Source organism: Neobacillus drentensis (assembly GCF_036965645.1).
GTDB classification, from domain to species: Bacteria; Bacillota; Bacilli; order Bacillales; family Cytobacillaceae; genus Neobacillus; species Neobacillus drentensis_D.
Map to the genome: position 1 here is coordinate 107,213 of NZ_JBALPZ010000056.1, position 13,814 is coordinate 121,026.

Below are 13,814 nucleotides of genomic sequence, written 5' to 3' on the forward strand. Positions count from 1 at the left end.
CTTGCGCTTTTCTTATTAATCTTGTACAGGGCTGAATTCGTGTACCCATACGCGCATTTGCGGCAGCCACGGCATTCCTGGATGGTAGGAAAGAATAGATTGTTTATACTCTTCCACCGTGTTGAAACCCTCGCGGCGGGCATCATCGTCCGTCAACTCGCCAAGGCTCTGTGAATATACCTTATCCACTACGAACTGACGTCCTTCTAGTGTCATGATTTCGCCTGGGTCGGCATAGCGGCCGTTACGTCGTGTGGCTGTTTTTTCTCCAGCCAATACCTTTTTTACATCTGCTTCCATTGTTACTAAGCGTTCAATCGAACAAGTTTTTGGCGGCAATGCAGCGTTTTCATTTCGTGTCGTCATTTGAGTTTCTCTCCCTTTGTTTTATTTTCCATATTAACACTTTATATATAGTTTAATCCACCGAGAGCTCTGTTAAACTACTTGTCCGCCCTTGTCACGGTATTTTAAGATTCCTTCCGCGGCACGGTAGGCGAGCGCCCCGACCGTATCTGTTGGATTATAGCCGGAATTATGCGGGAATGCAGAGGCGCCTATAACAAATAGGTTATCAACATCCCACATTTGCAGGTAATTATTTACTGCTGAGGTCGCTGGGTCCGCACCCATGATGACCCCGCCCGTATTATGGGTGGATTGGTAGGTGGTAATATCATATGGACCTAAATCCTTCATTGAATCAATATGATCCGCGCCCATTTCCTTTAGGATATCGGCACATTTATCGGCAAGGAATCTAGCCATTTGCCGGTCCTGCTCCTCAAAGTCAAACGTGATCCGAATAAGCGGATCGCCAAAGGCATCTTTATAAGTTGGATCAAGGTCGAGAAAGTGACGCTTAAATGGCATAGAAGAACCTTGAGAAGTAACGGATAAAAAGCGGTTGGCATATTTAACGGAATTGGCCTTGAATTCCTTACCCCAAGTTGGCTTTCCTCCAGGAACAGGATTGTTTTGAATCGGTCTTAAACCGGTTTGAGCTAATGAAATCATCCCGCCATGGATGAAATTCACATTACTATGATCAAAATTGTCACCATTGTAATCGTCACAAACCATTCCTAGCGAGCCTGCACCTGCAAAGGTACTAAATTCTTTATTATCAAAAAAGCCAATGGCATTCCCTTTAATAACTTGGTAGGCATAATTTTTTCCAATTACACCTGTTCCGGTGTTAGGATCATATGGTTTGCCGATTCCAGACATTAACAAGAGGCGGATATTATTAAATACATAACTAGTCATCACCACAATATCAGCCGGCTGTTCGATTTCCTCACCAGTCGTCACATCAGTGTATAAAACACCTGTTGCTTTGTTACCTGTTTTTAAGATTCTTCTTACATTAGAATGGGTTCTTATTTCAAAGTTCCCTGTTTTATTGGCAACAGGGATGACCGTCACAACTGGATCCGCCTTTGCACCATATTCACAGCCAAAACGCTCACAATAGCCACAATATTGACAAGCCGCTCTTTGGATCCCATCCGGATTTTTATAGGACTCCGACAAGTTTGCTGAAGGCATCATATATGGATGGAGCTTCATATTCTTGGCTGCCTTCTCAAACATCTGAATAGCAGGTGTTTTTTTCATTGGCGGGGTCGGATATTTATCCGAACGTTTTCCAGCGAGTGGATTTTCTTCCCCCGAAATGCCTGCCGTTTTTTCAAATCGGTCGTAATAGGGCTCCAATTGATCGTATGTAATACCCCAATCTTGAAGATTCATGTCTGCTGGGATTTTGTTTTTCCCATATCGTTCAACCGTTTTACTATAAATTTCAAAATCGTATGGTAAAAAGCGGAACGTTTGCCCATTCCAGTGAACTCCGGAACCCCCTAAACCGTCACCAAGGAGGAACGAACCATATTGCCGCATCGGCAAAGCGCGAATTTTTTCATTGCCCCTGAACGTAATGGTTTCTCTTGACAAGTCCTGCATGAGCTCATAGCGAAGGGCATAGCGTAATTCATCATGGACCATATAGTAATCTTCCGTTTTTCGTTCTTTGCCTCGTTCCAATCCTACAACCTTTAATCCCTGTTTGGTCAGTTCTTTGGCAATAATTCCTCCTGCCCAACCAACACCTACGATCACAACATCGACCTTTGGCAGCTTTCTCGCCATTACTTCCACCTTCTTTAAAAAAATAGTTTTATCCCTGCTTTAGTAAGGGGCTAGCTTTAAGCCCCCAGGCGCTTCCGCTTTTAATGATTCATGTGGCTTTTCAAGCTTTGTGGCGCTATCTTTTTAAATTCCTTATCAATAATGTCGGCGTAAGCCATTTGGCTGCCTGGGTAATTCTTCATCTTCCAGCCATCCATATTTAAATTTCCTCCGTATAACGGATCGCTATAGGCACCTTCCAATGTGACACTTCGCAGCATTTGGAAAAAACCGCTGGGAGAAATGGTTGTTACATTTACTTTATCCTCCTCAAAGTCTTTGAGGATCGCATCCTGTTCATCATCCTTTAGTTCAGTGAAATCCTTTTTATAGACTGCCATACTGTGGTTTTGCATTTCCCTTATCGCAATATCAAAAATTTCCCTGCGCTTTAATCGGCCTTGGAAACCCTGCACTTTCTCTCCTGGATAAAAAGGTGCCTGCATATACTCCCGGCCATTAAAGCCCCAATATCCTGCTAATTGATGATCGATAAAGTAAGCTACACCAAGAGCCTTCGCACCTGGCCCATGATCATCCTCCGGAAATATCCGCTCGGTTGCTGCATCAATTACTTTGAATTGCTCCGGCGTAAAATACATAAGGGCCTGGTTAAAATCTTCTGTTTTTGTCTGGGTACTACCCTTTGTATCAGTTGTCTCCTGATTTTTTCGAGGAATGAGACTGCCGAGAACCCCACCAACCGCAATTCCTCCCACAGTCAAACCAGCATTACGAATGAACGTCCTTCTAGATACTGTTTCTGGATTTTTTTTATTCTCTTCAACCATGATGTACACCTCCAGATTATTGTTTCGTCATAAATCCACAAATTACAGCAATATCCTTGCTTTCCCATATTATGTTCCAAAATAAACCATTCATACTTATAAAAGGAAAGGAGAAAATGATAAAAAAGGAGGGCACAAAAATGAAAAGAATGTGGAATATTTGCTGTGGTCCTATTATGATTGCTTTTCTTGTACTAGCCGGATGCTCAGCGCATCAAGGGGAAAATCAGGTAGATGCTGCAAATCTGCATGATAATTCGCTAAACACAAAAGGAAATGGCCATATCCATGGGTCAACTAATAATCCAAATGTGATCCCAAGTGTAGATCGGGCCAAAAAAACAACAACAAATGCCAAAGGTCAAACGACGAATGGGCTGGGTACGAATGTATACAGCTTAATAGGAAGCTCAAGCCTGCATGATGGAGGAATTTCCTCACATCTTGAATCAAGACTTTCCGGGGCGGGGATTCCGGGAATTAAGGTATTTGTCCTAGACGACACTGTTATCCTGGCAAGGGCGCAGGCAGAAACCACTTCCACAAAGTACGATGAAATGCAGCAAAAAGTGTTAACCAACACTTCAGGTTCCTCTGGAAAAGGGAATCTCGATGGAGTGGACATGTCAAAACTAAATACAGATGATAACTTAGATAAGGCTAAAGATTTAATGACCAAAGCCTTCAACGGCCAAGTTCAAATCTTGACGATTACCAACGCAAAAGCCCTGCCGTTGATTGATGGAATAAAATCTAATATTAAAGCTGACCAGACCAACTATACAAAGCTTGCAGGCGATATTAACACACTCATCAAGATGGCTCGCGAGAAATAAGCAAAAGACCGGAGGAAATCCCCCGGTCTTTATATAGTTAAATCTCTTTTTTTATAAAACACATAGGTCAAACTTGTAAAAACGACGATTAAGAAGAAGGAAATAACGACAAAAACTGGTTCAAACCCGCCGCCATACATCACATTTTTTGCCTCAAAATATTTAAACGGGCTTAAATACTTTAAGTTTTTAATGCTCTCATTCAAGTCGATCGCGACTGACAGGATAAAGGTCACCAGCATCACGCCGGCTGACAAAGAAGCCGCCTTCTTTGATTTCTTTTTTAAAGCCGCAATCGCACTGCCCATGACCATAAACAATACCTGCAAGATTAACATCCCCGCCATCAAGACGATGATATCGCCATTTACGTCTTCACCCTTGCTGTATTTGGCCACAAAAGCCATCGACGAAACGAGTGTTACTAAATTGAACACAACAATATTAAACAAAGCCGCCCCTAATTTAGCCGTAATCACCGTTGTTCGCGAAACAGGCTTAACGAATAAGAACTCTGATGTTTTGTCGCGCTCTTCTTTGGCGATAATCCCAGCGCCAAGCATCGCAGCATGAATGGTCGCCATCAACAGCAAGTAGACAAACAGCATCCCATAATAGCCGCTTGCCTTTGACAAGTCCAAGCTTCCGACTCCCATAATCACCTGGAGCGATTTAGGCATATCAGCCATTAGGTCGTTCATCGATTGTTCAGATGAATATAAATTCGCATATTTGTTCATCCCGGATAATACCATCAGGAACACACCTATACTCCAAAAGATGAGCGATTTACGATGAGACTTTAATTCTTTTAAAAATATATTCATAATCGAATCCCTCCCTAAACGGCATGAACATCCCTTTTCGTATATATAAAATAACTTGCCGCAATCGCCGCAGCCACAATCACTGCGCCTGCAATGAGAAACGATCCTTCGTAGTTTGAATGTTGAATGATATACGTGTTATCAAAGTATTTAAATGGAGAAATATACCGTTTTACATCATCACCGGATGTCTCACTAATCACGCCTAAAAAGTAAAATGCAAAGACCGTTGCTAATGACACTGTTAAGACTGACTTGATTTTTGGAATGATGACAGAAAAGAGGATGCCGATAGCTAGAAAGATTAATTGGATAAAAAACATTGTTAACGACAGCATCACAAACTTTTTAACACTATAATCCACTGTTTTCACCTGCGAAGCAATTATATTAACGGCAACTAAATAGACTATATTTGTCATCAATAGGGACGTGACAGCCGCGAGTAGCTTACTCGTCAGAATTTGTGTGCGGGTAACTGGCTTAGTTAACAAGAAATCCGCCGTTTTTTCGCGAGTTTCTTTACTGACAATCCCCGTTCCCAGATTCATGGCCTGAATGGCCGCACAAAGCGTAGTAAACGTCAATGCATAGCTATAGAATCCTAAAATCGTAAAAATATTTTCCAAATTAAGTCCAATTGCCTTCCTCATCGCCAAAGGATAGCCTGCTAGCAACTTTTTGAACTCATCAGCATCTTTTGCAAAGGAGGGGAACATAGATAAGAACAGCAATGCCACTATGATTAACGAAAAGGTCCAGATGATCGTTGACTTCCGATACGCTTTCAGCTCATGAAAAAATATATTCATCGTTTCTTAAGCCTCCTTTTCGTAGTAATGCATAAAAATCTCCTCAAGGTCAGGCTCTTCAATCCATAAGTTGGTGACCTCAATTTCGGCTAGCTTTTTCAGCACCGTATTGATATTCCCCTTAAATAAAAAGCTGATTTGATTGTCCTTAGCTTCTAGATTATTCACACCGTTGATTCTAAAATACTCTGGGTCCAGGGCCGATTTCAATTCCACCTTAAACTTTTTATAATTATTTTCTTGTAAGGTACTTATCTTTTCTACCGTAACAATCTTGCCCTCTTTGATAATCGCTACTCGATTGCATAGTCTTTGAACCTCGCTCAAAATATGCGACGAAAAAAGAATCGTAGCGCCCTTTTTGTTTTCCTCTTCCAGCAATTCAAAGAATTTTTGCTGCATTAACGGATCCAGTCCGCTTGTCGGTTCATCGAGGATAATTAGCTTTGGTTCATGAAGCAGGCCTTGAACGATGCCGACCTTCTTTTTATTTCCCAGGGAGAGATCATCAATCTTTTTGTTTAGATCAAGATCCATGATATCCGCTAACTCTTTGATTCTCTTACTGCAGTCCTTCTTGTAAAAGCTAGCGGAGTATTTTAAAAGATCCTTCACTTTCATATTGTCATAGTAAAAAACTTCAGAAGGCAGGTAACCTATTTCTTTTTTAATTTCAGGCGCAAACTGAATACAATCTTTTCCAAAAATCGTTGCACTGCCGCTTGTTGGATAAATCAACGATAGCAGTGTGCGGATAGTGGTAGATTTACCGGCACCATTTGGCCCGATAAAACCAAATATTTCACCCTGTTCGACATGAAAGCTAATATCCGTAATCCCTCTTGACTTGCCGTAAGTCTTTGTCAGGTTGTTAATTTCTATTACATTCATGCTTCCCGCTCCCCTATTTATAAAAAACCTTTGTTAACACCTCAAAATATTTTTCCGCTTCAAGCTGGATGCTTGGATAGTCAATTTCGTGATTCGGCGCTAGCTTGGCTTTGTTAAGCTGTTCTTCACTTAGTTTTTCAAATGTCCAGGTGATAATTTTTAAGATCTTTTGGATATCGATATCGTCTCTGAATTTACTATAATCGATTCCCTCGTAAATCCTCCCAATGTTTATTTTATTTAGTTCCCTCACCTTTTTCTCAATTTCCCCTTTGATTTCCACCGCATCATCCAGATAGGCTTCCTCAATAAATTTAAAGATGTCGGGATATTTCGCAAGGAGATCCATTTTAATTAAGACCGCCTTCCGGATTCGTTTGAAAAAATCGGTCTCTGTCAGGTCGACTTTTTTGTAGAATTCATCGGTAATGATTTGGATGCAATGGTCAAATAAGAATAAGAACATTTGCTTTTTATTTTTAAAATAATGAAAAAGTATTCCCTTCGAGATTTCGGCTTCTTTTACGATTTCATTTGTCGAGGCCTTATCATATCCTTTCTGGGCGAATTCCTTTATGGCAGCATTTATTATTCGATCTTGTTTGTCCGTATCTAAGTTGAGAAATTTTGCGAACACTGGTGCAGTCCTCCCTTTCGTTTGTTGACCACATCAGTCAATGGAGTCATTATAATACCGTTGACTACTATGGTCAATGGGGTGACAACCCTATTTTTTACAAAAATATGAAATTAATGTAGTGGGATATAGTTCAAGGATTTTGGATGTGTTACGATGCAGGTAGATTTGAGGGAGGTGTTTGTTATTTGTATTAAAAGCCGTGATCCGTCATTGAAGTTAGAGGGGTTGGTATCCGCTCAAGGCCGGCTTCCTGGAGGACATTCTATTCTGCCTGTTTTGGCAGGTAAACAAGCTTCTGTTGAAGCGGGGATTGGCGGGGAAGACCGGGTTGCTGATGTTCTCCGGAAGGTCTCCTTTTCATTTGATCATCATATTTTCCACGATTTGTCTCCTTCTTCAGATGAAAGCTTTCAAATGGATACGTTTACGATGAGCCCTTGGTTTGGTGTGGTGTTAGAGGTTAAAAATATTGGCGGTAGTCTGGAGTTTAAAGATAATCCGCCACAGTTGATTAGGAGCCGGGAGGATGGGCATCGGGATGGGTTTGAGAGTCCTGTCGTTCAACTGGAACGGAATTATGAGTTATTGTCTGACTGGCTAAGAAAGCGGAATATAAATATCCCCCTTTACGGTGCAATTGTATTAGCTTATCCCAAACAAATTGTTGTGGTCCCCCCTAAGAACACAAAGATATTGTTTCCGAACTTAATCCCTTCTTACCTAAAAGGCATTCCTAGGCAACAACAGCGACTAGATATAGATACCTTTAATTGGCTATCTACGGAGCTTCTCAACAGTCACCAGATGTATATTCCTAAACCAATTTGTGAGTCTTATCAAATTCCTTTTAGTGATTTTAAAACCGGGGTAAGGTGTCTGATATGCGGCAGGATTGGAATGGTTAAGACACCACGTACCTGGGTTTGTCCTTTTTGTAACTCGCACGACCATATAGCTCATATACGGACTATACGAGAGTGGTTTTTGATTTTCAACAGGAGTATTACGAATAAGGAGTGTCGTGAGTTTCTACATGTAGATGATATTTACACTGCAAGCAGAATATTAAATAGTATGAATCTAACAAGTGAAGGGAGGTATCGCTACCGTTCGTATAGAATGGATTTTAGTTTTAAAAAATAATATGGCCGTTGTGCAAATTGAGTGATTTTATCCGCAAGTGGAAGTTGCTTATCCACTAATTGAATTACTCTATCCGCAAGTTGGAACGCCTTATCCGCTAATTAATTTGCTTCTCGCAAGTTGAAGACGCTTATCCGCTAATTGGCTTACTCTTTCCGCTAGTTGAACCGCCTTATCCGCAAATTGATTCGCTTCTCGTAAGTTAGCACCCTTCAATCCATTAACTTTATTCAAAATGTGTAACCCACCCCCTAAAGTGATATGATATTCATGATTACATACTCAAAAAAGGGGAGTGCAGCAAAGTTGAAAAACGAACTTATTGAAAGATTTACTTCCTATGTAAAAATAGACACACAATCCAACGAAAACAACGAAACATGCCCATCAACAGAAGGACAATGGACATTACTCCGTATGTTAGTCGAAGAACTAAACCAAATCGGCATGCAAGAAGTAACCATCGACGAAAATGGCTACGTAATGGCTACATTACCGGCCAACACAGACAAAGACGTCCCAACCATCGGCTTTCTTGCTCACGTTGACACCGCCACCGACTTCACCGGCAAAAACGTCAACCCGCAAATCGTCGAAAACTATGATGGCGGTGAAATCACGCTAAACAAAGACCTAAACGTCATCCTGTCACCAAAAGACTTCCCAAGCCTGCCAGAATACAAAGGGCACACCTTAATCACTACTGACGGCACCACATTACTTGGCGCGGACAACAAGGCGGGCGTCACCGAAATCATGACCGCAATGGCCTATCTCATCCAGCATCCAGAAATCAAACATGGTAAGGTCCGCGTTGCGTTCACACCAGATGAGGAAATAGGCAGAGGCCCGCATAAGTTCGACGTTGCGGCCTTCAATGCAAAATATGCCTATACCGTTGATGGGGGCCCTCTCGGCGAGTTAGAATTCGAAAGCTTTAACGCTGCCGCAGCCAAAATCACAATCAAAGGCAGCAATATCCATCCTGGCTCAGCAAAAGACAAAATGATTAACTCGATTAAAATCGGCATGGAATTACATAGCAAACTTCCAGCACAAGAAGCACCTGAGCATACCGAAGGATATGAAGGCTTCTATCACCTGCTTGCCTTCAACGGCGATGTAGAGCAAACCAATCTTCACTACATTATCCGTGATCACGACAGGGAAAAATTCAATGACCGCAAGGCCGCCATACAAGCAATCGTGAGCGAGCTGCAAGCCAAATATGGCAGCGACAGAATCGTGCTCGAACTGAATGACCAATACTACAACATGAGAGAGAAAATTGAACCAGTAAAGGAAATCGTCGATATCGCCCATGAAGCAATGGTCAGCCTAGGCATCAAACCGATTACCAAACCAATCCGCGGCGGCACCGACGGCTCACAGCTTTCCTATATGGGTCTGCCGACACCCAATATTTTTACCGGCGGTGAGAATTTCCATGGCAAATTTGAATTTATCTCCGTTGAAAATATGATAAAAGCAACCGAAACCGTCATTGAGATTGTCAAACTTACAGAGCAAAAGGCGTAATAAAAAAGCTAACCCAAGCACCCTTGGGTTAGCAAACCAAAGCTTCTGCGCACTGCTTTAGGCTTTCTATCGTTTCACTAAATTGCCTATTCAATTGTTCCTCCGGCCATTTAAGCGCGCTTGCTTGAAGATCTTTCTTAATGAGTGCAATCATCCAAATCGAGAAGACCGCAGAAAATAGAAAATACTCCCTCATAAATAAGTCACTTTCCAATTCAAACGTCACTTTATCAACGTATTCCTTCAGAAGCTGCTGTCGATGATCATGTGTTACCTTTTTGGGAAAAAGAGGGTGCGACATATCGATTAAGTGATACAAATCCCAATACGGCAGATTTAAATGAGTATGCTCCCAATCCAATATCTTGATTTTACCTTCGACTATTGAAAAATTGCCTACATGTAAATCTCCATGGGATAAAACTTTCCGATTAGAGAACTGATTTTTCTCAAGCAGCAAATACACACGCTCCATGGACTCCTTAACCAATCCTAGTTCAGGAAGCTGCTCCAGAAACGCATCCTTAAAACTACAGACATCCGCTATAATCTCCGCAAATCTTGGCTTTAATGCCGTGGTCGGAACATCGCTTATTTTTTCAACAGGTAAGGAATGCCACCAGGCCATCCATTTAATCACTTCTAAGCCACTTGTTTCATTAAATTCATGGTTCAGTGTCCCAAGATCCTCTAATATCATCCAATTCAATTCGGGATCGTCACATATTTTATAGGAAATAATCTTAGGATAGATTGCAGGAAATTGCGGAAGGATATGATCATGAATCCACACTTCTTTTCCTAACTGGTCATTGTTGGTCAATGGTTTAAAAATATAACTGCGGGACGGTGATAGAAAAAACCTTTCGACAAATCGGCCATTCATTCCTTGGTAAAGGGCATCTCTTTTTACAATCAGCGCTTCATTAAGGGATCCATTTTCAAGGACAATATCAGCAGGCAGCTCCATAGCCCACCACCTATTCATATATTCATAGTTTTAAAATACCTTAACTTATATGTATTCCTTAGGTGTGAGTTTATATCTAATTTCCCCATTACATATTCCCTACTATGTGGGGCACAATAACTATCGTTCATTTTGAAAAGGAGGGTTACGTTTATGGAAGACAATACAACACATGAGTTTGTTGAAAAGCTGCATGAAAGACAAGAAAAGGACAAAGACAATAAGGAACGTCAAAGTAAAGGACATCAAGGTTATAAATTACCGAATAAACAGCATTAATCAGGAAAGCCCCGTCTAATAATAGGCGGGGTTCCAGTTTTATTTATTCATATTAGCCAAAAACCCGCCAAGCAGGTCATCCGCATCCAGTTCCTCTTCTTTTTTCTCTTCAGGCAGCTCCGGCTTCTCGGCTGTTTCCCAGTTAAAGGAATCTAAGTCGTCGTCCAAGTCATCCAAATCGGCCGCCACCTCTTCAAAAGAGCTTGAGAGCTCAGCACGGCCAGCTGATGACGGAGTGGGCACAGACGGAAGATTCTCCTGAAGGTATAAAGCCTCATCAAGATCTAAAGAATTACTATTCAGCGAAGCTAATAAAGAAGTGGCCCGGACCGGATCAGAAATTAATTGATAGAGAATACTGCCAAGCATTGCTTCGGAATGTTCATGCTTTAACCAATCCCGCTGAACCTTTGACAACCTCTTGGGCAGGGGAATGGTGATGGTTTCTTTTTCACGTGAAAACGACTGACTTACCCCTTGCATAACAAAATCAGCAATGGTACTGGAGAAATTTCTCCGTTCTGTCTCTTTTAACCTTTGCAAATGTTTCACAATATGGTCAGGTGCATCAGAAGGGACACGGAAGGAGATTGCTTGGCCTCTTATAATTTCATTTTGGGAAGTTCTCTTCATACCATTTCACCTAGTTCGCTTTAACTGGTTCTTTAGGCTTCTCCGTTTTTCTTACAAAATCCATGATGAGCTTATAGTAAGCATTAGCCATCATCCAAATGCTCTCCTTGTCATCCTCAAAAAATTCAATATTATAGCCGTCTAAATTGTTATTTAAGGTTTTGATGTAATCCTTCAGGACATGGGACCCGCCGCCGACAAAATAGCAAATCTCTGTCTGGGAATTTTTTTGCCATACATTTCGTAATAAACGATATTGTTTTTTGGCTAAATCAAGCAAGATACGGTCCGTAATATCATGAACGCTTGTCCGGCTTCCTTTAACCATAATATGATTGCGATCATTTTTTCTAGTAATGATCTCAACAACATCACGACGGCTGTCGAGTTCAACACCGTGCTTTATGCGGATTTCCTCACGGATGGCTTCTAATGATTCTGAAACCCCAAGGTTAAAACCTTGCGCCTTATCATCATCTACATTTCGATTTTTAATTACAGCGATATCTGTTGATAAACCGCCAATATCTTGGATTAAGATGCGCTTATCGATTAGATCTTTGTTAATGATTTTTAAGCCGTTGTCCATTACTAGATTAATATAAGCGGCAAATCCTTCTGGATAAACCTTTACTTCATTAAATTTAATATTAACCTTTAATCCTTGGTATTTCGGTGTTACCAAAAATTCAACCTGGTGGACATTTCCAACCAATCTTGAGCGATAACCTGCATCCTTACCTTCCTTTACTTCACGAAGAGGAAGGCCCGTTCCCAATGTATAAGAAGCATCAATTACATTCTTCACTTTTGGAAAACCAGTTTGTTGTACTGCATCCAATGCTAATGTAGCAAGAAGCATGATTAGTGTTTGATCTTCTTCTGATTTGCTGCTTCCTGGATCTAATTCAGTCGCATTATCTGTTTTGGTTGCTAAATTACCGACACGGTAAATAACATTATTCTCTTTGAGGGCAGGGGAGTGGACTTTGATATGAATACCATCTAATGGATTTTTGTTATCAAGCTCTTCAATTCCGATAACAGGACGATCCTCTGTATCACGGGCGATTATATTAGGAATATTCAATTCGTATTCTAGTTCTCCGAAAATAGCCTTAATTGAGTCATTACCTACATCAATTGCTGCAACTCTTGACTTAGTCATATATATATCATTCCCTTTCAGTTTTAAGAGTTTTATGTATTAAATCTCTGTATCTATAAGACTATATCAAATTGATAGATTCTTCAATGGGACTATTAGAACAGAAATAAAAGTGTAAAAAAGTAAACATTTTGTAAACTTTGCCAGCGTTGTATACTTTAGTGTAAACAAGTATACAAACAACGCTTGAGTCCTTTTATATCAACACGTACACTTCTTTGTATACATGTAAACAAATTTGTAGACTCGAAGTATACAAAAAGTGCACAAGTAAACAACGAATGTAAACCATTCTGTGTACATGTAAACGAAATGGTTTACATGTTTATAAATAAGTAAACATATCTCTCTAATAGACATGAACTCTCGCAAAAAAATTTCCTCCATCAAATGGTGAGACAGTTCATTGAAAATGAAAGGGAGGAGGAAGCACCTACATAGCGATCCAAAATCGAATTCAAATCTTTATCTTTACTTACATAATAATAATACCTTTGTATTGTTATACCTCAACATCCAATTGTTCCATTTAAATGATTGAATACATAATCTTGGGATCCTTCTTGTCAAAGAAGTGCCTTATCTCCCTGTCTTCATTCAGGTCTGTATTCATGGCACCAATTTGATCATAGCAGGTATCTTTTATTATCTATCGCAGCAAGCCCGTGTTCAGAGCTCCTTTTGCATAATAGTCTTTTAAAAGACCCTTTCTGGGGTGTAGGTACTTACTCTTCATATTTCCACTCTAAAAGATTCAAGCTGCTGCCTCTCTATCATAAATGTCTAGTGAAAGCTTTATTTGATGGTTATTAACTGGGGTTAAGTGCTGATTATTGTTTCTCCAATGGGACTTTTCAATAAGAATCAAGGGATATATAGTGAATATTTCATCCAATTCAGCAATGATGATTACAAATATGTAAACAAGAATACGAATTCAGTTTACATCCCGTTATATCAACATGTGTACAACTTTGTATGCATGTCCACCAATTTGTTTACTCAACGTATACAAAAGGTTTACAAGTAAGCATTAATTGTTTACGTTAAAGTATACTTGTAAACGGATCGGTTTACGTATTTGTGTACAAG

15 protein-coding genes are annotated in these 13,814 nt (G+C 40.4%); 4 read left to right on the plus strand and 11 right to left on the minus strand.

What is annotated here, in order from left to right:
* Positions 1-15: 15 nt before the first annotated feature.
* The 3 genes from V7266_RS11875 to V7266_RS11885 all read right to left on the minus strand — a co-directional run bounded on the left by V7266_RS11875 (position 16) and on the right by V7266_RS11885 (position 2,984).
* Positions 16-366, minus strand: a complete 351-nt coding sequence (locus V7266_RS11875; protein WP_335468091.1) for an ASCH domain-containing protein — start codon at positions 364-366, stop codon at positions 16-18.
* 72 nt (positions 367-438) lie between these two features.
* Positions 439-2,154 carry a GMC family oxidoreductase gene (locus V7266_RS11880; protein WP_335468092.1) on the minus strand — a complete coding sequence of 572 codons (1,716 nt, stop codon included), beginning with the start codon at positions 2,152-2,154 and terminating at the stop codon, positions 439-441.
* Between the two features lie 80 nt (positions 2,155-2,234).
* Complete coding sequence (locus V7266_RS11885; RefSeq protein WP_335468093.1) at positions 2,235-2,984, minus strand: gluconate 2-dehydrogenase subunit 3 family protein; 750 nt, start codon at positions 2,982-2,984, stop codon at positions 2,235-2,237.
* A 140-nt stretch (positions 2,985-3,124) separates the two neighbouring features.
* Here V7266_RS11885 and V7266_RS11890 point away from each other — a divergent pair, with 140 nt between their 5' ends.
* The gene (locus tag V7266_RS11890; RefSeq protein WP_335468094.1) at positions 3,125-3,820 is read left to right on the plus strand and encodes a hypothetical protein; all 696 of its coding nucleotides are present in this window, start codon (positions 3,125-3,127) and stop codon (positions 3,818-3,820) included.
* A 29-nt stretch (positions 3,821-3,849) separates the two neighbouring features.
* Here V7266_RS11890 and V7266_RS11895 read toward each other — a convergent pair whose 3' ends face one another.
* From V7266_RS11895 to V7266_RS11910, 4 genes are read right to left on the minus strand one after another with little or no spacing between them, the layout of a single operon-like run.
* The gene (locus tag V7266_RS11895; protein ID WP_335468095.1) at positions 3,850-4,647 is read right to left on the minus strand and encodes an ABC transporter permease subunit; all 798 of its coding nucleotides are present in this window, start codon (positions 4,645-4,647) and stop codon (positions 3,850-3,852) included.
* 14 nt (positions 4,648-4,661) lie between these two features.
* Positions 4,662-5,459: an ABC transporter permease subunit gene (locus V7266_RS11900; protein ID WP_335468096.1), complete on the minus strand. Its 798-nt coding sequence runs from the start codon at positions 5,457-5,459 to the stop codon at positions 4,662-4,664.
* Positions 5,460-5,465: 6 nt separating this feature from the next.
* Positions 5,466-6,350: an ABC transporter ATP-binding protein gene (locus V7266_RS11905; protein ID WP_335468097.1), complete on the minus strand. Its 885-nt coding sequence runs from the start codon at positions 6,348-6,350 to the stop codon at positions 5,466-5,468.
* Between the two features lie 13 nt (positions 6,351-6,363).
* A complete protein-coding gene (locus tag V7266_RS11910; protein WP_335468098.1) occupies positions 6,364-6,987 on the minus strand; it encodes a TetR/AcrR family transcriptional regulator in 624 nt (207 codons plus the stop codon).
* Between the two features lie 156 nt (positions 6,988-7,143).
* Between V7266_RS11910 and V7266_RS11915 the strand changes: the two genes are divergently transcribed.
* Positions 7,144-8,133, plus strand: a complete 990-nt coding sequence (locus V7266_RS11915) for a nuclease-related domain-containing protein (RefSeq protein ID WP_335468099.1) — start codon at positions 7,144-7,146, stop codon at positions 8,131-8,133.
* Between the two features lie 90 nt (positions 8,134-8,223).
* Here V7266_RS11915 and V7266_RS11920 read toward each other — a convergent pair whose 3' ends face one another.
* Positions 8,224-8,367 (minus strand): hypothetical protein, encoded by a 144-nt coding sequence (locus V7266_RS11920; protein WP_335468100.1) that lies wholly within the window; start codon positions 8,365-8,367, stop codon positions 8,224-8,226.
* Between the two features lie 72 nt (positions 8,368-8,439).
* Between V7266_RS11920 and pepT the strand changes: the two genes are divergently transcribed.
* Positions 8,440-9,672, plus strand: a complete 1,233-nt coding sequence (gene pepT / locus V7266_RS11925; RefSeq protein WP_335468101.1) for a peptidase T — start codon at positions 8,440-8,442, stop codon at positions 9,670-9,672.
* A gap of 28 nt (positions 9,673-9,700) precedes the next feature.
* Here pepT and V7266_RS11930 read toward each other — a convergent pair whose 3' ends face one another.
* Positions 9,701-10,642, minus strand: coding sequence for a phosphotransferase (locus V7266_RS11930; protein WP_335468102.1), 942 nt, complete (start codon positions 10,640-10,642; stop codon positions 9,701-9,703).
* 153 nt (positions 10,643-10,795) lie between these two features.
* On the opposite strand from V7266_RS11930, the gene V7266_RS11935 reads away from it, so the two are divergent.
* Positions 10,796-10,921: a DUF4023 domain-containing protein gene (locus V7266_RS11935; RefSeq protein WP_098527673.1), complete on the plus strand. Its 126-nt coding sequence runs from the start codon at positions 10,796-10,798 to the stop codon at positions 10,919-10,921.
* A gap of 39 nt (positions 10,922-10,960) precedes the next feature.
* Here the strand turns inward: V7266_RS11935 and V7266_RS11940 are convergent, their stop codons facing one another.
* Together V7266_RS11940 and V7266_RS11945 are read right to left on the minus strand one after the other, a co-directional pair.
* Positions 10,961-11,554 carry a hypothetical protein gene (locus V7266_RS11940; RefSeq protein WP_335468103.1) on the minus strand — a complete coding sequence of 198 codons (594 nt, stop codon included), beginning with the start codon at positions 11,552-11,554 and terminating at the stop codon, positions 10,961-10,963.
* Positions 11,555-11,564: 10 nt separating this feature from the next.
* Positions 11,565-12,722, minus strand: a complete 1,158-nt coding sequence (locus V7266_RS11945; protein ID WP_335468104.1) for a ParM/StbA family protein — start codon at positions 12,720-12,722, stop codon at positions 11,565-11,567.
* Positions 12,723-13,814: the final 1,092 nt, after the last annotated feature.

Excerpts from the sequence above, each read along its gene's own strand:
- V7266_RS11915 (WP_335468099.1), top strand. The coding sequence starts at position 7,144 with ATGCAGGTAGATTTGAGGGAGGTGTTTGTTATTTGTATTAAAAGCCGT.
- V7266_RS11900 (WP_335468096.1), bottom strand. The coding sequence starts at position 5,459 with ATGAATATATTTTTTCATGAGCTGAAAGCGTATCGGAAGTCAACGATC.
- V7266_RS11890 (WP_335468094.1), top strand. The coding sequence starts at position 3,125 with ATGAAAAGAATGTGGAATATTTGCTGTGGTCCTATTATGATTGCTTTT.
- V7266_RS11885 (WP_335468093.1), bottom strand. The coding sequence starts at position 2,984 with ATGGTTGAAGAGAATAAAAAAAATCCAGAAACAGTATCTAGAAGGACG.
- V7266_RS11905 (WP_335468097.1), bottom strand. The coding sequence starts at position 6,350 with ATGAATGTAATAGAAATTAACAACCTGACAAAGACTTACGGCAAGTCA.
- V7266_RS11940 (WP_335468103.1), bottom strand. The coding sequence starts at position 11,554 with ATGAAGAGAACTTCCCAAAATGAAATTATAAGAGGCCAAGCAATCTCC.
- V7266_RS11880 (WP_335468092.1), bottom strand. The coding sequence starts at position 2,154 with ATGGCGAGAAAGCTGCCAAAGGTCGATGTTGTGATCGTAGGTGTTGGT.
- V7266_RS11935 (WP_098527673.1), top strand. The coding sequence starts at position 10,796 with ATGGAAGACAATACAACACATGAGTTTGTTGAAAAGCTGCATGAAAGA.
- V7266_RS11930 (WP_335468102.1), bottom strand. The coding sequence starts at position 10,642 with ATGGAGCTGCCTGCTGATATTGTCCTTGAAAATGGATCCCTTAATGAA.
- V7266_RS11945 (WP_335468104.1), bottom strand. The coding sequence starts at position 12,722 with ATGACTAAGTCAAGAGTTGCAGCAATTGATGTAGGTAATGACTCAATT.
- V7266_RS11875 (WP_335468091.1), bottom strand. The coding sequence starts at position 366 with ATGACGACACGAAATGAAAACGCTGCATTGCCGCCAAAAACTTGTTCG.
- V7266_RS11895 (WP_335468095.1), bottom strand. The coding sequence starts at position 4,647 with ATGAATATATTTTTAAAAGAATTAAAGTCTCATCGTAAATCGCTCATC.